Below are 18631 nucleotides of genomic sequence, written 5' to 3' on the forward strand. Positions count from 1 at the left end.
TTGTCGCAGGACGACACCGACGAGAGGCGCGAGTGTGCTGACGGTACGCCATCTGACCAAGCGCTACGGCGGGACGACCGCCGTCGACGACCTCACCTTCGAGGTCCCGCCCGGCCGGGTGACCGGGTTCCTCGGGCCCAACGGAGCGGGCAAGTCGACCACGATGCGGGTGCTGCTGGGCCTGGACCGGCCGACCTGCGGGGAGGCCCTGGTCGGCGGCCGCCCCTACGCAGCGATCCCCGAGCCGGCGCGCGAAGTCGGCGCGCTGCTGGACGCCTCGGCGGTGCATCCCGGACGCAGCGCCCGCGCACACCTGCTCGCCCTGGCGCGCGGCAGCGGGGTGGCGCGCACACGCGTCGCGGAGGTGCTGGAGGCGGTGGGGCTGGCGGAGGCGGCCCGCAAGCGCATCGGCGGGTTCTCGCTGGGAATGCGCCAGCGGCTGGGCATCGCCGGCGCGCTGCTGGGCGATCCCGCGGCCCTGGTGTTCGACGAACCGGTCAACGGGCTGGACATGGACGGTGTGCTGTGGGTGCGCAGGCTGGTGCGCGACCTCGCCGGCGAGGGCCGCACCGTCTTCGTCTCCAGCCACCTGATGAGCGAGATGCAGCTGGTGGCCGACCACCTGGTGGTCGTCGCCGCCGGGCGGCTGCTGGTCGACGCGCCGATGGACGAGGTGATCGCGGCGTGGTCGCACACGCGGACCGCGGTGCGCACGCCCGACGCCGCCCTGCTGGCGGAGCGGTTGGGCGCGGCGCGCGCCGGCGGGGACCGCGCCCCGGAGGTGGAGGTGGAACCCGGCGCGGGCGGCGAGCTGCTGGTCCGCGGCCTCACGCCCGAACAGGTGGGCGACGTCGCCCACGCCGCCGGGGTGCGGGTGCACACCCTCTACCGCGAGGAGGCGTCGCTGGAGCGGGCCTACCTCGAACTCACCGAGACCGCCGAGGAGTTCGCGGCCGGGGCGAGCGACCGCCCCGGCCGCGCCACCGCGGCAGCGAAGGAGCACGCGTGATCGCCGCATCCCCACCTCCCGCCCGGACCGCCGCCCATGCCCCGGTTCCGGCGCCGTCGACGCCCCGGGTGCTGGCCCGGGCCCTGGCCATGGAGTGGACCAAGCTCGCCTCGCTGCGCTCGACCTGGTGGTGCCTGGGCCTGGGCGCGGCCGGGATGGCGGCCTTCGCGCTGCTGATGGGCGTCTCCACGGCCGACCGGTTCGCCGAGGACCCCGTCGCCGCCGGCGAGTTCTCCTACGCGCGGCTGACCTCCCAGGGCGTGTTCTACCTGGTCCAGTTCGCGGTGCTCACGCTCGCGGCGCTGGCGGCGACCGGCGAGTACGCCACCCGCGCCATCACCACGACGCTGCAGGCGGTGCCCAGGCGGGGCGTGGTCCTCGCGGCGCGCTCCGCGGTCGCCGCCGGCCTGGCCTTCGCGGCGGGCGCGGGCATGACGGCGCTGGGTATCGGGGTGCTGTGGGGCGTCGTCGGGTCCTACGCGCCGCTGGATGCCGGCTACGCGCTGGGCACGGTGCTGGGTGCGGGGGCGTGCATGGCGGTGCTGGCCGTACTGTTCGTCGGGTTGGGGACCGCGATGCGCGGCACGGCCGGCACCATCGGCGCCGGCTTCCTGCTGCTGCTGGGGATTCCGCTGGTGCTTCAGCTCAGCGGGCTGCAGGAGCTGAACGACGCGGCCGCCTACCTGCCCGGTGCGGCCGCGATCGAGGTCTACGCCGCCGGAGACGTCGGCTTCTACACGGCGCCGCACGACGGCCCGATCAACATCGTCACCGTGCTCGGCTGGGCCGCGGCCGCGCAGATCGCCGGCTACACCGAGCTGCGCGTCCGCGACGCCTGATCGCAGCCCCGCGCGGCCCGGCCCGCCTGCGCCCGGGCCGCGCCGTGCGGCCGCGAAGCGGATCACTCCCGCCGGTGGACGAGCTCAACCGCGGTGTGCCGCGCAGACGGCCCGTCGAGCAGCGGCCGCTCCCGGCCGCGCAGGTACTCGTCGAAGAACGCCGCAAGGTAGGCGCGCTGCGCCGCGACGCTGTCCCCGCTGTCGCCGGTGCCTACGGAGGCGGCGACGCGGTCCTGCCACGCGCGGCCGCGGGGGTCCAGCCGCGCCTCGATCTGCGCGGCGGTCCACCGGGTGTCGATGAAGCTCATGTGCTCGCCGCGGGCGAGGTAGAGCTCGACGTACGGGCCGGTGGAGTTCTCGCGGAACATCCGCCAGTCCGGGGAGTGCTCGCTGGTGTGCGGCCGGGGCGGCACCCCCGACGTGCCGGCGCCCATGATCATGAAGGGCCGGTCGACGCCTTCGACGGCGGCGTCGGCCCACGTGCCGTCGCCGACGTGGTAGGCCATGCTGCCGTCGAGGCCGGCGCCGGCGTCGATGCGGTCGTCTCCGAGCATCGCCTCGGCCGTGGTGAGCCCCCCGGCGGAGTGGCCGAACATGCCGATCGCCGACAGGTCCAGGGCGGCGCCGAGGCCCTGGGGCAGCGGGTGCCCGCCCGCGGCCGGGTCGCCGCCATCGGCGATGTGCTCCAGGGTGTCCAGGACGAAGCCCGTGTCGGCGACGCGCGTGGCGACCGCGGTCCGGTAGGCGTCCGCGCCGAGTTCGGGGGCGGACTCCCGGAGGATGCGCCCGCTGGGCAGCTCGACGGCCTCGGCCTCGTAGGGGTGGTCCATGGCGACCACCGCATAGCCCCGGCTCGCCAGCTCCTCCAGTTGCGCGGTGGCCTGGTACCGGGACTGGTTGAACCCGTGGGAGTACAGCAGGACGGGCAGTCTCCCGGCCCCCCGGGCCACGTCGGCGCCGATGCGCGCGTTGGCCGCCGAACCGGCGAAGTCCACCGAGCCGCGGGACAGGCCGGCCTGCTCCAGCCGTCCGGCCATGACGTCGGCGACGGCGCCGGACATGTAGGGCGCGCGCTCGCCTCCGCCCTCCTCGGCCGGGTACCAGACCGAGACCATGAGGTCCCGCTGCTCGGCGTCCTCCACCCAGGGGTGGCCGCGGCTCTCGTCGACCAGGTGCCAATCGGCGCGGCCGACCGCGTAGGGTCCGGTGGGTTCGGGCGGGCGCAGCAGGATCGGGTCGGGTCCGGTGACGGCCGCGAGGGCGCCGGGGGTCGCGCAGCAGGCGGCGAGGACGGCGGCGGCAGCGGTGTAGGCGGCCGCGCGGCGGCGGGCCGGGGAGGATGCTTGTGATGTCGGCATGCCCGGAATCCTCGCCCCGGGCCGGGCGCGCGCGCATGGACCGCAGGTCGGCCGCCGGCTATCCCTTTGGGCATAGCGGACGGGGCATCGGGGGTCACTCGGCGGCGGAGAAGGGCCCGCCCGCGACGAGGCCGGCCTCGTAGGCGAGGATCGCGGCCTGCACGCGGTTGCGCACGTCCAGCTTGGCCAGGATGGACCCGACGTGCACCTTGACCGTGCCGGGGACGATCCCCAGCCGCCGGGCGATCTCCTCGTTGGACAGGCCCTCCCCGATGAGGGCCAGGACGCCGCGCTCGCGGTCCGAGAGGCGGGCGGTCCGCTCGCGGGCGAGCGCGCCGCGCGACATCCGGCCGCCGGTGCCGCTGCCGGCGAGTTCGGTGATCAGCCGGTGGGCGACCTCCGGGGAGAGGCAGGCGCCGCCCGCGGCCACGGCGTGCAGCCCGGCGACCAGGTCTCGCGGGTCGCCCGTCTTGAGCACGAACCCGCTCGCGCCGCTGCTCAGCGCCCGCGCGATGTAGGCGTCCTCGGAGAAGGTGGTCAGGATGACGACGGCCGTGCCGGGGTGGTGCGCGGTGATGGCGGCGGTGGCCTCCAGTCCGCCGGTGCCGGGCATCTGCACGTCGAGCAGCGCGATGTCGGGGCGGTGCTCGGCGACCAGCGCGACGGCCTCGGCGCCGTCGGCGGCCTCGCCGACCACGTCGATACCGGGGTCGGCGGCGAGGATGGCGCGCATGCCGGCGCGGACCATCGTCTCGTCGTCGGCCAGCACGATGCGGATCACCGGCACGCCTCCTTCCCTCGCGCCCGGGCGCGCGACCGCGGGCAGCCTATCGGGGCCCACCCGCTGCGGGCGGGCGCTGCGCGGCCGCTCATGTGCGGACGATCGTGTCCTTGGCCGCCAGCCGCCCGCCGGAGAAGCACAACCGGTAGACCGGCGGCAGCCCGTTCTCCCACTCCACCAGGTAGAAGCGGCACGTCGAACCGGCCGGCGCCGGCGGCGGGTCGGCCACCTCGCGCGCCGGATAGTCGAAGCGGGGCAGCACGCGTTCGACGGCGGCGCGGTCCTGCCCCACGCTCAGCCGCGCGTAGTCGTCCGCGGGTAGCACCGAGTTGGCCCCGACGTACCAGAGCGCCGCGAACCCGGCCGCGACGGTACCCCCGGCCAGTCCCGCCGGGACCGCCAGCGCCGTCACGAGCCACCGCCGGGCGCTGCGGCGCGCCGCCCGCAGTCGGCGGGCGGTCTCCGTCCCGCCGGGCGCGGCGGCGGGCGGCTCCCCGCCGGCGTCGGGAATGCGCGCGGAGACGGTGAACCCGCGTGCCTCGCCGCCGACCGCCCCGGCACCGTCGTCTCCGCCGGGGTGCGCCCCCGCGCCGGCGCTGAAGCCGCCGCCCATGCCTTCCACGAGCGAGCGCAGTCCCGCCAGACCGGTGCCGCCGCCGGTCTCGGGTGCGCGCGGGGCGCCGCCGGCGCCTCCGCTGTCCGCCACCTCGACGGTGGTGGCGTCCCGTGCGCGGGCCACGCGCACGGTCACCGCGGCTCCGGGGGCGTACCGGGCCGCGTTGGTCAGCGCCTCCTGGACGACGCGGTGCACCGCCCGGCCGGCCGGCGATGCGGGATCGGGGTCGGGGCCCTCGCGCAGCAGCCGCACATCCAGCCCCGCGCGCACCGCCCGGTCGACCAGCGCCGCGGCGTCCTCGGCGACCGCCGCCGGCTCCCCCGGTTCCGGCTGCTGCGCGTCCTGACGCAGCATTCCGATGATCTCGCGCAGGCGCAGCGTCGCCCCGTGCGCGGCCGTACGCAGCGCGGCGGCCTCCTCGCGGGCGCCGCCCTCGTGCGCCATCTCCAGCGCGGCGGCGCGCACCGCGATCAGCGCCAGCTCATGCCCCAGGGAGTCGTGCATCTCGGTGGCGATGCGGGAGCGCTCGCGCAGCCGGGCGCGTTCGGCGTCCAGCTCGCGGGCGCGCTCCATCCGCTCGGCGATCGCCCAGCCGGCGGTGCGCAGCTCGGCGTGGCGCCGCCAGTAGCGGCCCGCCAGCCAGGGGGCGACCACGACCGCCGCCAGCACCGCGACGCTCCCGGCCCAGTCGGTGAGGCCGGAGAGCGCCTCGCGGAGGTCGCCCATGCGGACCCACGTCAGGCCGAGGACCGCCAGAGTGGCCAGCGCAGCGGCGGAGCACATCGCGACCACGGGAGCGTTCTGCTCGCGGCGCCGCCCGGCGGAGAAGGCCAGCACCGCGCAGGGCACCAGGTAGGCCGCGAGCATGGTCGAGGCGGGCGTGAGGGCGATGACGGCGGCCTGGACGACCGCCGCCCCCAGCGCCAGGCCGAGCGCGGTGAAGGGCCGCCGGCGCCGCAGCGCGAAGGCGGCTGCGAGCAGCACCGCCATGGCCGCGGTCTCGGCGGCGGGCGCGGCGCGCACGTCGGACGCCTCAAGGGCGATCAGCCCCGCGCAGCATCCCCACAGCACGGCGTCGCCCGCCGCGCGCCGCCCCGGCACCAGTCTCCGGCGTGTCCACCGCTCCCGCATACCCGCCAGCGTAGGGTGCGCCCTCCCTTTTCGGCCCCTGCGCGGGCGCACCGCCGCGGATCCCCGCCGCACGTCGTGGGCCCCTACTGCCGAAAGTCGGTGCCGGCGGGTGCCGTTCGCGCACTGCCCGGCCCGGCCGCCGGTTCCTAGTGTCGGCGGCGTACTCGAAACCAGAACGAGGAGACCGCCGTGATAAGCCTGCGGGAACTGACCAAACGCTACGGGGACAAGGTGGTGGTGGACCGGCTCTCCGTCGAGCTCGCCCCCGGTAAGGTGACCGGATTCCTCGGCCCCAACGGGGCGGGGAAGTCGACGACGATGCGCATGGTGCTGGGGCTGGACCGCCCCACGGCCGGCCGGGCGCTGGTCGACGGCGTGCCCTACGCACAGCTGCGCCACCCCATGCGCCGGGTCGGCGCGCTGCTGGACGCCAAGGCCGTGCACCCCGGCCGCACCGCCCGCAACCACCTCACCGCGATGGCGCGCAGCAACGGGATCCCGCTGCGCCGCGTCGGCGAGGTGCTGGAGACCGTGGGCCTGGCGGAGGTCGCCGATCGCCGGGCCGGAAAGTTCTCGCTGGGCATGGGCCAGCGGCTGGGCATCGCCGGCGCGCTGCTGGGCGATCCGGACATCCTGATGTTCGACGAGCCCGTCAACGGCCTCGACCCCGACGGCGTCCGGTGGGTCCGCGGGCTGATGCGGTCGCTGGCGGCCGAGGGCCGCACCGTGTTCGTCTCCAGCCATCTGATGAGCGAGATGCAGACGACGGCCGACCACCTGGTGGTCATCGGCAAGGGCCGGCTTATCGCCGACGCCCCGATCGCCGAGCTCATCGACGCCAGTTCCCTGACGGCGGTGCGGGTGCGCACTCCCCAGCCCGACGAGCTGGAGCAGCAGCTGCTGGTGGCCGGGATGCGGGTGGAGCGCCGCGGCGGCGACGAGCTGATCGTGACGGGCGGGGACCTGGACCGCGTCGGCGGTGTGGCCTACCAGGCCGGCGTGCGGATCAACGAACTCAGCCCGCGCGCGGCGTCGCTGGAGCAGGCCTACATGGAGCTGACGGCCTCCAGCGTGGAGTTCGCGGCCCCCGCGGCGCCCGGCGCCGGCGGGGATTCGGCGGCCGGTATCGGCGAGAAGGAGCGGGTGTGACCATGGCAGCGACGACACACGAGCGGCGCCCCGCGCCGCGGCAGGCCGCGGGCGGCGGGCTGCCCGGCGCCATCGCGGCGGAGTGGACCAAGCTGTGGGGCCTGCGCTCGACCTGGCTGTGCCTGGCCGTGGCGGTGCTGGCCACCGGAGGCACGGCGCTGCTGGCTGCGCTGGCGCTGAACGCCGGCGACAGCACCGAGACCCTGCCCGTCAACGCGCTGGCGACCACGTCTGTGCTGCTGAGCCAGTTCGCGCTGGTGGCCGTGGCCGCGCTGACGGTGACCGGCGAGTACGCGACCGGAGCGATGCGCACCACCCTGACGACGGTGCCCGACCGCGCCCGCATGCTGCTGGCCAAGGCCGCGGTCCTGGCGGTCGCGGTGTCGGTGACGGGGCTGGTGGCCGGCGCGTCGTCCATCGCCGCGACCGCGGGGGTGTTCGGCGACGCCGCGGTCTTCGAGACGGCCTACGTGGTGCACGGCACCGTGGGAACCGCCGGCTACCTGCTGGCCGTCTCGCTGTTCACGCTGGGCCTGGGCCTGGTGATGCGCAGCACGGCGGGCGCCATCACCACCGCCGTCGCGGTGCTGATGGCGATCCCGATGATCAGCCAGATGATCGGCGACGAGACGGTCACGCGGATCGTGGACCACCTGCCCGCCACGGCCGGGATGCCGCTGATGATCGGCGTGGACAACCCCTACGGCTGGGGCACCGGCGCGCTGCTGCTGGCCGGCTGGGCCGCGCTGGCGCTGGCCGCGGGCTATGCCGTGCTGAGCAGGCGCGACGCCTGAGCAGCGGCAGCCGAACACATCTGCCGGCGGTCCGCCTCGCGGGAGGCGGACCGCCGATGCGTGCGCCCGCGCAGCGCCGCCAGGGCATCCCGCATGGCTCCGCCGGTCCGCGCGAGCGGGCCGGCGGGCCGGCGAGAAGGCAGCGGTCGCCGCCCGTGCATGCGCCCCGCGGCCCGCGAGGACGTCGGACGCGCCCCAGCCCGGAATCAGGCTCCGGTGTCGACCAGGCCGGCCTCGTAGGCGAGGATCGCCGCCTGCACGCGGTTGCGCATGTCCAGCCGGTTCAGGATCGCGCTGACGTAGCTCTTGACCGTGCCCTCCACCAGGTAAAGGCGGCGGGCGATCTCGGCGTTGGACAGCCCTTCCCCCACCAGCGCCAGCACGTCGCGTTCGCGCTCGGTCAGCTCCGCGACGCGGGCGCGGGCATCGGCGCCGCGGCCCATCCGGCCGCCGCTGAGCTCGTCGATGACATGGCGGGCCACCCGCGGCGCCAGGTAGGCGGCGCCGTCGGCGACCGCGTGCACCCCCGCGAGCAGCTCGCGGGGGTCTCCCGCCTTGAGCAGGAAGCCCGCCGCGCCCTCGCTCAGCGCGCGGGAGATGTAGGCGTCCTCGTCGAAGGTGGTCAGGATGACCACGGCGGTCGGGAGCCGCTCGCGGCGGATCTCGGCGGCCGCGCTGAGCCCGTCGAGGCGGGGCATGCGGATGTCGATGAGTGCCACGTCGGGGCGGTGCGAGCGGGTCAGCTCGATGGCCTCGCGGCCGTCGGCGGCCTCGGCCACCACCTCGATCCCCGCGTCGGTGTCCAGGATGGCCCGCACGCCCGCCCGGATCATCGCCTCGTCGTCGGCCAGCAGCACCCGGGTCATCGGGGCCCACGTCCTTTCCTCCACCGGATCTCCCGTTCGCGCCCGCCTCGCCGCGGGGCCCGACGCCGGGCCCTCACGCCTCGGCGTCCGGGTAGGGGCCCAGCTCCGGCAGCGACTCCTTGGACACCAGCTCGCCGCCGCCGAAGCACAGGCGGTAGATGCTGTAGTCGCCGGTGGGAAGACCGGTGCCGGAGCGGTAGTAGCGGCAGTCGTAGCGGTCGGCCGCGGCGCTGGTGTCGTCGGCGTATTCGTACTCCCGCCAGGGCAGCAGCGGCTCGACCTCCTCCTGCGGGGTTCCCACGCGCAGAGCCGCGTACTCGGCGGGGTCCAAGGTCGTGGCGGCCAGGCGCAGGTAGGTGCTGGCTCCGGCGGCGCCGATCGCCAGAGCCACCAGCAGCACGCCCGCGACGGCCATCCGCACCGTGCGCCGGCGCAGCCGGCGCCCCGCGGCGCGCCGGTGCTCGTCGGCCGCGGGCGGTCCGCCGGCCTCCTCGGCGCCGGGCGCGGCGGCTCGGGCGCCCTCGGCCGGGAAGCGCGCGGTGACCGCGAACCCCTCGCCGCGCTCGCCGGCCTCCAGCGTGCCCCCGGCCAGCCGTACCCGTTCGCCGAGCCCGATGAGACCGCTTCCGCCGCCGGCGGCGTCGCGCCCGCGGGACGGCTCCCAGCGCGGCGCGCCGTTGGAAACCGTGACGGCGACCTCGCCTGCCGGGCGCTCCAGCCGGATGCGCACCGGCGCGCCGGGCGCGTGCCGGGTGGCGTTGGTCAGCCCCTCCTGGACGACCCGGTAGGCGGCCCGGTCGACCATGGGTGCGATGCCCTCCCAGGTCCCGGAGCGCTCCAGCACCACGTCGACGCCGGAGCGGCGGGCGCGTTCGACCACCTCGGCGATCCCCTCGCCGGCGGGCGCGGTCGGCGCGGCCTGACCGGACTCGCGCAGCACGCCGACGATCTCGCGCAGCCGCTCGGTGGCCGCCGTGGCGCTTTCGCGCAGCTCCCCCGCCGCGGCGCGGTGCCGCTCCGCCATGTCGGAGGCCAGCTCCAGGGCTCCGGCCCGCAGCGCGATCAGGCTGAGCTCGTGGCCCAGCGAGTCGTGCATGTCCTGGGCGATGCGCGAACGCTCCCGCAACCGCGCCTCCTCGGCGGCGATGCGCTGCTCGCGCTCCAGCCGGCGCGCCCGTTCCCAGCCTGCCTCGTCGAGGTTCCTGCGCTGGCGCCGGTAGCTGCCGACCATCCACGGCAGGACGATGCTGAACACGTAGGTGATCAGCATCCCCGGTACGTCCAGCGCCAGTTCCGGCGCTGCGATCACCACCGCGCTCAGCCAGACGGCGCCCGCCGCGCACGCCGCCGCCGCCGGCCACACCCGGGCGTCCCGCCGGCCCAGCAGGTAGCACAGCACGGTGACGGCGAACGCCGCCCCGGGAGCCATCAGCTCCGCAACCACCAGCGCCAGCACGGCGGCGGCCAGCGGATAGGGGCGGCTCAGCGCGACCGCGGCGGCCAGCAGGGCCATCGTGGCGGCCGCATCCAGGGGCGACTCCACGACCGCGGACTCGACTCCGTCGAGGGCCGCCGCCAGCCCCATCAGCACCGGTACGCACAGCACGGCCCACAGCAGCAGGTCGAGGGCGACGGTGCGGGGAGTCGGACGGCCGCTGAGCGGACGCAGCAGCTCGCCGCCCGCGCGCGCGGCGGCCGCACCCGGCTGTCTCATGCCGCCGACGGTACCGCGCCCGCAGTGGGCCCCGGCACTGCCGAAAGTGGTGGCCGCCCCTGGTCGCAGGTGCCGTGCCGAGCGCAGAAGGCGCCGCTCACAGCAGCGGGCGCAGCGGCATCAGCAGCGACTCGCACAGCTTCGCCACCAGGGGGCGCCCCGCCCACTCCTGTGGGGTGAGCCGCCGGGCGTTGGTGGAGTCCTTGGCGAAGACGCGCTCCAGGTGCGCTGCCAGGTCGGGGTCGAAGACCTCGATGTTGATCTCGTAGTTGCCCGTGAGGCTGAGGCGGTCGACGTTGGCGGTGCCGATCGTCGACCAGCGCCCGTCGATGGTGGCGGTCTTGGCGTGCACCATGGCGTTCTGGTACAGGCACAGCTTCACGCCGCCGCGCAGCAGTTCGCCGTAGAAGCCGCGCGATATCCAGTCGGCCACGACGTGGTTGGAGGTCTCGGGCATGAGGATCCGCACGTCGACGCCGCGCCGGGCCGCGTCGATCAGGGCGTGCAGGATCTCCTTGTCGGGGATGAAGTAGGCCTGGGTGATGTAGATGTGCTCGCGCGCCCTGTCGATGGCCTCCAGGTACATGCCGCGGATGGGGTAGATCAGCAGCTCGGGCACGTTGCGGTGGGCGCGGATCGCCGGGGACCACTCCGGGGTGCCGGTGTCGGCGATGCGCGGCTGGTCCTCGCCGCACAGCATGTTCCAGAAGTCGCGGAAGGCGTTCTCCAGTTCCCACACCGCCGGACCCGCCAGGCGCAGGTGGGTGTCGCGCCACTGCGTGGCGTAGACGGAACCGACGTTGTAGCCGCCGACGAAGCCGACCTCGCCGTCGACGGTGAGGATCTTGCGGTGGGCGCGTCCGGATTTGCGGATGTCCAGCAGCAGGATGCCCGGCCGCAGCAGCGGATAGGCCAGGACGTGGATGCCGGGCGGGAACCGGAAGAACTTACGGGGAACGACCAGGTTGGCGAAGGAGTCGTAGAGGAAGTAGACCTCGACGCCGCGGTCTGCCGCCTCGATCAGCGCCCGCTTGAACCGGCGCCCGGTGGCGTCGCCCTTGACGATGAAGGACTCGAACATGATGCGGTGGCGGGCGCCGCGGATCGCCTCCAGCATGTCGCGGTAGAGGTCCTCGCCGTAGGTGTAGACGGTGAACTCGCTCGCCCCCACCGGCACGGTCTTGGGCGGTGTGCGGGGGAAGTCGGCGCGCCGGGGGCGGACCCGCTTGCGCCACTGGTTGACGGCGACGAGGCCGATGACCACGGCGAGCTGGGTGCCCAGGAAGCCCAGCAGCCCGCGCAGGAGCACGGTGGCCACCGACAGGCGTTTTCGCGGCATCGTGCTGTCTCCAGTCCGGGTTCCCCCTGTCCCGCGCCGGCGGGCGGCCGGTGCGCGACGTCCGGCGGCAGGCGGTGTCGATCGCGGCATTGTGGACCATTAACCGTATCGCGGCCGGTTGACGCGCGGCGGGACGGACTTCCGCGCGCCCCGCACGGGGCGGCACCGGTCGCGGCGCCGCGGCGGGCTCGCATCCGCCCGGCCCTCCGTCGACGGCCGCTGCGGCGCCGACAGCCGGACGGGCCGCGCCGGAGGCGTCCCCCATCCGCCCGAATGCCCCGCCATCGTAGAATGCCGGAAAAGTCCGATAGAGAGCTGAACCATGAGCCACTCCCCCGGCGCCGGCGGCGCGTCCTCCACCGACCGGCCCGAACTCGACACGTCGGTGCCGCACTCGGCGCGGGTGTGGAACCACTGGCTGGGCGGCAAGGACAACTACGCCGTCGACCGCGAGGTCGGCGAGCAACTGCGCGCGATGATGCCCGACGTGATCGTCAGCGCCCGCGCCGACCGGGAGTTCCTGCAGCGTGCGGTGACCTACCTGGTCCGCGAGGCCGGCCTCCGCCAGTTCCTCGACCTGGGCACCGGCCTGCCGACCGCGGACAACACCCACGAGGTCGCCCAGCGCCTGGCGCCCGAGAGCAGGGTCGTCTACGTCGACAACGACCCGCTGGTGCTCGTGCACGCCCAGGCCCTGCTGGTGGGTACGCCCGAGGGCGCCACCGACTACGTCAGCGCCGACGTCCACGACCCGGGGACCGTACTGCGCGAGGCGGCCCGGACGCTGGACTTCACGCGGCCGGTCGGGCTGATGATGCTGGGCATCCTCAACTACGTCATCGGCGCCGACGAGGCGCGCTCCATCGTCGGCGAGCTGATGGGCGCGCTGCCCTCGGGCAGCCACCTGGTGATCGGCCACCCCACAGCCGACTACGACCCCGAGGGCATGGCCGAGCTGCTGCGGATCTGGAACTCGGCCAACCCGGCCGAGATGCGGGCGCGCAACCGCACGGAGGTCGCCGCTCTCCTCGACGGCCTGGAGCCACTGGAGCCGGGAGTCGTCCCCGCCTCGCGCTGGCGGCCTACCGCGGGCACGCTCTACGCCGACCGCGACGTCTCCCAGCTGTGCGCGGTGGCGCGCAAGCCCTGAGGCGGCGGCCGGTCCTGCCGATAAGCCCGTGCGCCCCGGCCCCGCCCGCGCTAGCCTTGCCGGTATGCAGAAGCGACATTGATCCGCGCCCGAATCCCGGCTCGCCCGCAGGCTCTACGCCTACACGTTCCTGGAGGACCTCGTCCTCCTGTACCCGGTCTACGCGCTGCTGTTCGCCGACACCGGCCTCGGTCCCGCGCAGATCTCCTCGCTGTTCGTGCTGTGGTCGGCGACCGGGATCCTGCTGGAGGTCCCCTCCGGCGTGCTGGCCGACCTCTGCTCGCGCCGCGCCCTTGCGGCCCTGGGGCCGCTGCTGGGCGCGGCCGGCTTCGCGCTGTGCACCTTCGCGCCCGCCTACCCCGCCTTCGCCGCGGGTTTCGTGCTCTGGGGCGCCGGCTCGGCGATGCGCTCGGGCGCGCTGGAAGCGCTGGTCTACACCGAACTCGTCCGCATCGGCGCCCGCCGCAGCCCGCGCGGCGGCCCCGCCGCCACCGCGCCGACGTCCGCCGAGGCGGGTGCGCCGCGCCGCGCCGCGTGGGTGTCGCAGACCTACACCCGCCTCATCGGGCGCTCCCGCGCCGCCGCCACCACGGGCGTGATGGCCGCCTCGGTCCTGGCGGTGCCCGTGCTCGCCTGGGGCGGCTACACAGCGGCCGGGACCGCGAGCGTACTGGCGGCCCTGCTGTGCGCGCTGGCCGGCCGGGCGCTGCCGACCGGAGGCGACCGCGAGCGCGGGGCCCGGCACCGCGACCGGGCATCGGGCGGGCACGGCGGCGGCGCGATGCGTTCGCTGCGCACAGCCGCCGCCTCGGCGCTGGCGGTGGGCGGCGGCGCCCTGGCCGAGGTCCGCGGCTCCCGGTCCGCGCGCCGGGCCCTCCTGCTGCTCGCCGGGCTGATCGGCGTCTCCGGGGCCATGGACGAGTACGTCCCCCTCCTGGCGCGTTCGGCCGGGCTGGGCACACCCGCCGTCCCGCTGGCCCTGCTGGCGGTATCGGCCGGCGCCGTCGTCGGCGGCTGGCTCGCCGGGCGCCATACCCGGCTCTTGGCACCGGCGCTGGCGGTCGCCGCCGGCTGCATGGCCGCAGGCGCGCTCGCGGGCCGGCCCGCCGGTCTGCTGCTGCTGGCGGTGTCCCTCGGTGTGACCGAGTGGGCGGGGGCGGCGGCCGAGGCCAGACTGCAGGACAGCGTGGGCGAGGACGCGCGGGCGACCGTCTCCTCGTTGGCCGGCTTGGGCACCGAGGCGGTGACCGTGCTGACCTTCGCGGCCTACGCGCTGGGATCGGTGTGGCTGGGGCCCGCGGCTCTGTTCGCCCTGGCCTCGCTCGCATTCCTGGCGGCGGCCGGGGCCCTGCGCCGCGGAAGGGGGTGACCGCAACCGGACGGCGGGGGGTCGGGGCGGAATCGAACAGGGGCGGGGGATGCTGTTCAGGGCGCGGGGCAGTCGCCACGGCAGGCCCGAAGCGCACGGAGAGGAGAGCGTCCATGCCCGAGGGGAACGAGCCGCCTTCCGACGGCGCCCACACCAGCGGAATCGAGCGGGTGCTGGTCGTCATGGCCCATCCCGACGACGTCGACTTCGGCTGCGCGGGGACGGTCGCGCTGTGGACCGGCGCCGGCGTGGAGGTCGTCTACCTGATGGTGACCGACGGCGAGGCGGGCGGCGACGAGCGGACTCAGGACGGCGAGGCCATGGCCGAGCTGCGGCGCAGCGAGCAGCGCAAGGCGGCCGCGGCCGTGGGTGTGCACGACGTCCGCTTCCTGGGCTACCCGGACGGCCGGGTGCTGCCCACGCTGGAGCTGCGCCGCGACATCGCCCGGGTGATCCGCCTGGTCCGGCCCCAGCGCGTGGTCATCCCCAGCCCCGAACGGGACTGGGCGCACATCGCCCCCAGCCACCCCGATCACCTGGCCACCGGCGAAGCCGGGATCAACGCGGTCTACCCCGACGCCCGCAACCCCCACGCCCACCCGGAGCTGCTCACCGAGGAGGGACTGGAGCCCTGGAAGGTCCCCCAGGTGTGGCTGGTCCACGGCCCCTCGCCCGACCGGTTCTGCGACATCACCGACGTCTACGACCGCAAGCTGGCCGCGCTGTCCTGCCACGCCAGCCAGATCGGCGACGTCGAGGAGCTGGCCGGGATGCTGCGCCCCTGGCTCACCCAGAACGCGGCCGCGGGAGGGCTGCCCGAGGGCCGGCTGGCCGAGTCGTTCCGACACGTCGACACCCGTTAGCGGATGCCGGGCTCACACGGTAATGCTGGGGTAGCCCAATCCCTTGGGTAGCAGCAGGCGCGGGGCAATCGCCCCGGCTCGACACGACCACTCCAGGAGGACCGACGTGGCACAGCCGCCATCTCCCTACGAATTCCTGCCCGCCGTCCCGACGTTCAGCGTGACCAGCAGCGACGTCGCCGACGGGCAGACGCTGCCCGCAGCGCAGGTCAGCGGCATCATGGGCGCGGGAGGCGAGGACGTCTCGCCGCACCTGTCCTGGAGCGGCTTCCCTGAGGCCACCCGCAGCTTCGCCGTCACCTGCTTCGACCCCGACGCCCCCACGGCCAGCGGTTTCTGGCACTGGGTCGTCTGCGACATCCCCGCGAACGTCACCGAGCTGCCCGCCGGCGCCGGCGACGAGTCCGGCTCGGGCCTGCCCGCCCAAGCGCTGACTCTGCGCAACGACGCCGGCTCCCGCCGCTACATCGGTGCCGCACCCCCTGGGGGCCACGGGCCGCACCGATACATGTTCGCGGTGCACGCGGTGGACGTGGAGTCGCTGGGCATCGACGAGACCGCCTCGCCCGCCTTCCTCGGCTTCAACCTGTTCTTCCACGCGATCGGGCGCGCCGTCATCACGCCCGTCTACGAGCAGAAGTAGGCGAGGCGAAGGCGGCGGAAGCCGGGCGCGCGCCCGGCTTCCGCCGCCTCGGCGGCGCTCCGGCTGGCATAGCATGCGTGCGAACCGCGAGGACGCACACCTGGGAGGGGGCCAGGCATGGGAACCGCAAGCCCGGACATCGACGCCGTGGTGTTCGACTTCGGTGCAGTCATCTCCCGCACGCCCCCGCCCGAGGACAGGGCGCGGATCGAGGCGCTGGCCGGTGTGCCGGCCGAGGACCTGTGGGCGGCCTACTGGAGCGAGCGCCGGGCCTATGACCGCGGAATCGGCGCAGCGGAGTACTGGGGCCGCATCGCCCGGCGGGTGGGCGCCGATTGGAGCACCGCCACGCTGCACGGGCTGTGGGCGCTGGACGTGGGCTCCTGGCTGCACGTCCGCGAGGACACCACCCGCATCCTGGACCTGCTGGCCGAGCGCGGGGTGCGCACGGCGCTGCTGTCCAACGCGCCCCTGGACATCGCCGGCGCGCTGCGCCGCTCGCCGGTGACGGCGGGCTTCGAGGCGCTGTTCTTCAGCTGCGACCTGGGCGTGTGCAAGCCCGAGTCCGGCATCTACGAGCACGTGCTGGGCGCGCTGGGCACCGCACCGGAGCGCACCGCCTTCGTCGACGACCGCGAGGAGAACGTGCTCGCGGCCAAGCGCCTGGGCATCGTCGCCCACCACTTCTCGGGCGACGGCGACCTGGAGCCCTTCCTGGCCGGCCACGGCCTCATCGGCGCCCGACCCGCCGCCGGCTAGGCCGTGTTTGGTGGATCACTGTCCTACTGCGCGGCTGCGCCTAGTGCGACACGCCGCGGGCGCGTCCGGTCCCCCTGCGCTGCGGCGCCGTTCGGTTGTCCGGGGAACCGGAACCGGCCACCAGCGGTTCGGGAGCGGGTCGGCGGTCTAGGCTCGGTGCGACGGATCACTTTAGGCCGTGTTTGGGGGGTCCGTCCCGCCGCGGGCGCGGTGCGGCCGGGCCGCACCCCGCGCCCCAGCAGTCCCGAGCCGATAGCGCCAACGCCCGACCGCAACGGAAAGGTCCATCGGTGTCCGCTGCACAAGAGCCCCGCATGCCCACCGTCGTCGTCACCACCGCAGGCGCTCCCCAGACCCCCGGAACCATCCAGCACCTCCAGCGGCAGGGCTACCGCGTTGTGGCCACCGACATCGACCCCGCGGCCCCCGGCCTGTACCTGGCCGACCAGGGCTACCTCGTGCCGGCCGGCGGCGGCGACTCCTTCCTGCCCGAGATCCGCGGCATCTGCCTCAAGGAGGGCGCCGCCGCCCTGGTCCCGCTGGTCGACGAGGAGCTGGTGGCGGTCTCCCGGCTCGCCGACGACGGTATAGCGGTCGTGCTGCCGCGACCGGGGTTCGTGGCGGACTGCCTGGACAAGTACACCCTGATGCGCCGCCTCGCCGACGCGGGGCTGCCCGTGCCGCGCACCCGGCTGGCCGCGGAGTGGACCGGGCCGCCCGATCAGCCCCTCATCGTGAAGCCGCGTTCGGGGCGCGGCAGCCGGGGCGTCGTGCGCCTGGGAGCCGCGCACGGGCTGGGCGCGCTGCTGGCGGAGTCGGACCGCCCCGCCGCCGACCTCATCGCCCAGGAGGAGGTCGCGGGCACCGAGTTCACCGTCTCGGTGGTGGCCTGGCGCGACGGCGCGGTGCAGGCGGTGGTGCCCAAGGAGGTCGTCCTCAAGCGCGGCGTCACCAAGTACGCCGTGACGCGCCGCCACGCGCGCATCGCCGAGGTCTGCCGCGCTGTCCAGCAGGAACTGCGCGCCGACGGCCCGTTCAACGTCCAGCTCGCCCTGGACGCCGACGGCGAGCCGCGCATCTTCGAGATCAACCCGCGCTTCTCCTCCACGTCGCCGCTGACGCTGGCCGCCGGCGTCGACGAGGTCGGCGGGCTGCTGCGTCAGGCCACCGCCGGCGGGCCGCACCTGGCCGACGACTGGCGCGAAGGCGTGGTCATGGTGCGCAGGTGGGCCGACGAGTTCGTCGACGAGGGGCGCTTCACCGCCTCCGGCCTCAGCCCGGCCACGGCCGCCCCGATCGAGCCGGCCGTGGGCGTCGGCCCGTGACCGGCGCACCGCGCGCACGGGCCGACGCGGCGACCGCCGCCCTGCTGGCCGGCGCCGAGCGCGCCGTCCGCGAGGTCGGGGCGCTGCTGCGCCGCCGGCGCGCCGACCCCGCCGCATCCGCGGGCGTCTGGGAGGGCGACCAGTTCAAGGCCCGCGCCGATGCGATGGCGCACGAGGAGCTGAGCACGCGGCTGGCCCGCATCGAGCCGGGCGTGCCCGTGCTCAGCGAGGAGGACCCGGCCGGACGCGGCGGGCGGCGGCCGCGGCGCTACTGGCTGATCGACCCGATCGACGGCACCGCCAGCTACGCCCACGGGTTCGCCGGCTACGTCACCCAGGCCGCGCTCGTCGCCGACGCCCGGCCCGTGGTCGCCGCCGTCTGCGTGCCCGAGGCCGGCCGCTGCTACACGGCCGCGCGCGGCCTGGGCGCGGCCGCCGGCGGCGCGCGCCTGCGGGTGGCGCCGCCGGCGTCGGGCGCCGGGGTGCTCACCGACAACACCCCTGAGCCGCGCGGCATCGCCCGGGCCGTCTACGAGCGCTTCGGCTGCCGCGGCTACCTGGAGTCGGGCAGCATCGGGCTCAAGCTGTGCCGCATCGCCGACGGGGGCGCTCACCTGTTCGTCAAGGACGTCGCGGTGCGCGACTGGGACGTGGCGGCGCCCGCGCTGGTGCTGGAGGAGGCCGGCGGCGCGCTGGTGCGCCTGGACGGCAGCGGCTTCGACTACACCGGCGGCTTCGAGGGCACCGGTGTCATCGGCGCGGCCGACGCGGCAACCTGCGCCGCCGTCGCCGCGTGGCACCGCGGGCGCGCCGCGCATGCGACTCAGGAGGGAGGCGCGGCGCGGGAAAACGGGACGAAAGGGGGATCCCCGGCCGGGTCCGCCGCGTCTAAGCTGGAAACACCTGCTCGGGAGGGGGCGTGACAG

The 18631-nt window shown here is 75.4% G+C and carries 17 protein-coding genes; 11 read left to right on the plus strand and 6 right to left on the minus strand.

Features of this window, described 5'->3' with window-relative positions; genetic code table 11:
* Positions 1-34 precede the first annotated feature (34 nt).
* Positions 35-1009: an ATP-binding cassette domain-containing protein gene (locus tag FZ103_RS17485; RefSeq protein WP_186356450.1), complete on the plus strand. Its 975-nt coding sequence runs from the start codon at positions 35-37 to the stop codon at positions 1007-1009.
* Positions 1006-1848: an ABC transporter permease gene (locus tag FZ103_RS17490; RefSeq protein WP_343233580.1), complete on the plus strand. Its 843-nt coding sequence runs from the start codon at positions 1006-1008 to the stop codon at positions 1846-1848. Before FZ103_RS17485 ends, FZ103_RS17490 begins: the two co-directional genes overlap by 4 nt.
* A gap of 62 nt (positions 1849-1910) precedes the next feature.
* Here the strand turns inward: FZ103_RS17490 and FZ103_RS17495 are convergent, their stop codons facing one another.
* The 3 genes from FZ103_RS17495 to FZ103_RS17505 all read right to left on the minus strand — a co-directional run bounded on the left by FZ103_RS17495 (position 1911) and on the right by FZ103_RS17505 (position 5734).
* On the minus strand, positions 1911-3206 hold the full coding sequence (locus FZ103_RS17495; protein WP_156002562.1) for an alpha/beta hydrolase: 1296 nt from the start codon (positions 3204-3206) through the stop codon (positions 1911-1913).
* A gap of 94 nt (positions 3207-3300) precedes the next feature.
* On the minus strand, positions 3301-3987 hold the full coding sequence (locus FZ103_RS17500) for a response regulator transcription factor (RefSeq protein ID WP_186356451.1): 687 nt from the start codon (positions 3985-3987) through the stop codon (positions 3301-3303).
* Between the two features lie 88 nt (positions 3988-4075).
* The gene (locus FZ103_RS17505; RefSeq protein ID WP_156002563.1) at positions 4076-5734 is read right to left on the minus strand and encodes a histidine kinase; all 1659 of its coding nucleotides are present in this window, start codon (positions 5732-5734) and stop codon (positions 4076-4078) included.
* A gap of 189 nt (positions 5735-5923) precedes the next feature.
* Between FZ103_RS17505 and FZ103_RS17510 the strand changes: the two genes are divergently transcribed.
* Positions 5924-6883 (plus strand): ATP-binding cassette domain-containing protein, encoded by a 960-nt coding sequence (locus tag FZ103_RS17510; RefSeq protein WP_186356452.1) that lies wholly within the window; start codon positions 5924-5926, stop codon positions 6881-6883.
* Between the two features lie 2 nt (positions 6884-6885).
* Entirely contained in the window at positions 6886-7677 is a 792-nt protein-coding gene (locus tag FZ103_RS17515; RefSeq protein WP_156002564.1) for an ABC transporter permease, read from the plus strand.
* 206 nt (positions 7678-7883) lie between these two features.
* Here FZ103_RS17515 and FZ103_RS17520 read toward each other — a convergent pair whose 3' ends face one another.
* The 3 genes from FZ103_RS17520 to FZ103_RS17530 form a co-directional block, all read right to left on the minus strand.
* Positions 7884-8543, minus strand: coding sequence for a response regulator transcription factor (locus tag FZ103_RS17520; RefSeq protein ID WP_156002565.1), 660 nt, complete (start codon positions 8541-8543; stop codon positions 7884-7886).
* A gap of 73 nt (positions 8544-8616) precedes the next feature.
* Complete coding sequence (locus tag FZ103_RS17525; protein WP_156002566.1) at positions 8617-10257, minus strand: sensor histidine kinase; 1641 nt, start codon at positions 10255-10257, stop codon at positions 8617-8619.
* Between the two features lie 97 nt (positions 10258-10354).
* Positions 10355-11596 carry a phosphatidylserine/phosphatidylglycerophosphate/cardiolipin synthase family protein gene (locus tag FZ103_RS17530; protein WP_156002567.1) on the minus strand — a complete coding sequence of 414 codons (1242 nt, stop codon included), beginning with the start codon at positions 11594-11596 and terminating at the stop codon, positions 10355-10357.
* Positions 11597-11918: 322 nt separating this feature from the next.
* Here FZ103_RS17530 and FZ103_RS17535 point away from each other — a divergent pair, with 322 nt between their 5' ends.
* The 7 genes from FZ103_RS17535 to FZ103_RS17565 all read left to right on the plus strand — a co-directional run bounded on the left by FZ103_RS17535 (position 11919) and on the right by FZ103_RS17565 (position 18628).
* Entirely contained in the window at positions 11919-12746 is an 828-nt protein-coding gene (locus FZ103_RS17535) for an SAM-dependent methyltransferase (RefSeq protein WP_156002568.1), read from the plus strand.
* Positions 12747-12894: 148 nt separating this feature from the next.
* Positions 12895-14115 (plus strand): MFS transporter, encoded by a 1221-nt coding sequence (locus FZ103_RS17540; protein ID WP_156002569.1) that lies wholly within the window; start codon positions 12895-12897, stop codon positions 14113-14115.
* A 113-nt stretch (positions 14116-14228) separates the two neighbouring features.
* A complete protein-coding gene (locus FZ103_RS17545; RefSeq protein ID WP_156002570.1) occupies positions 14229-14978 on the plus strand; it encodes a PIG-L deacetylase family protein in 750 nt (249 codons plus the stop codon).
* Between the two features lie 106 nt (positions 14979-15084).
* Positions 15085-15621 (plus strand): YbhB/YbcL family Raf kinase inhibitor-like protein, encoded by a 537-nt coding sequence (locus tag FZ103_RS17550; protein ID WP_186356453.1) that lies wholly within the window; start codon positions 15085-15087, stop codon positions 15619-15621.
* 117 nt (positions 15622-15738) lie between these two features.
* Entirely contained in the window at positions 15739-16380 is a 642-nt protein-coding gene (locus tag FZ103_RS17555; RefSeq protein ID WP_156002572.1) for an HAD family phosphatase, read from the plus strand.
* A gap of 314 nt (positions 16381-16694) precedes the next feature.
* Positions 16695-17705 carry an ATP-grasp domain-containing protein gene (locus FZ103_RS17560; protein ID WP_156002948.1) on the plus strand — a complete coding sequence of 337 codons (1011 nt, stop codon included), beginning with the start codon at positions 16695-16697 and terminating at the stop codon, positions 17703-17705.
* Positions 17702-18628 (plus strand): inositol monophosphatase family protein, encoded by a 927-nt coding sequence (locus tag FZ103_RS17565; RefSeq protein ID WP_394350114.1) that lies wholly within the window; start codon positions 17702-17704, stop codon positions 18626-18628. Before FZ103_RS17560 ends, FZ103_RS17565 begins: the two co-directional genes overlap by 4 nt.
* Positions 18629-18631: the final 3 nt, after the last annotated feature.

This window comes from Streptomonospora sp. PA3 (assembly GCF_009728995.1).
Taxonomy (GTDB): domain Bacteria; phylum Actinomycetota; class Actinomycetes; order Streptosporangiales; family Streptosporangiaceae; genus Streptomonospora.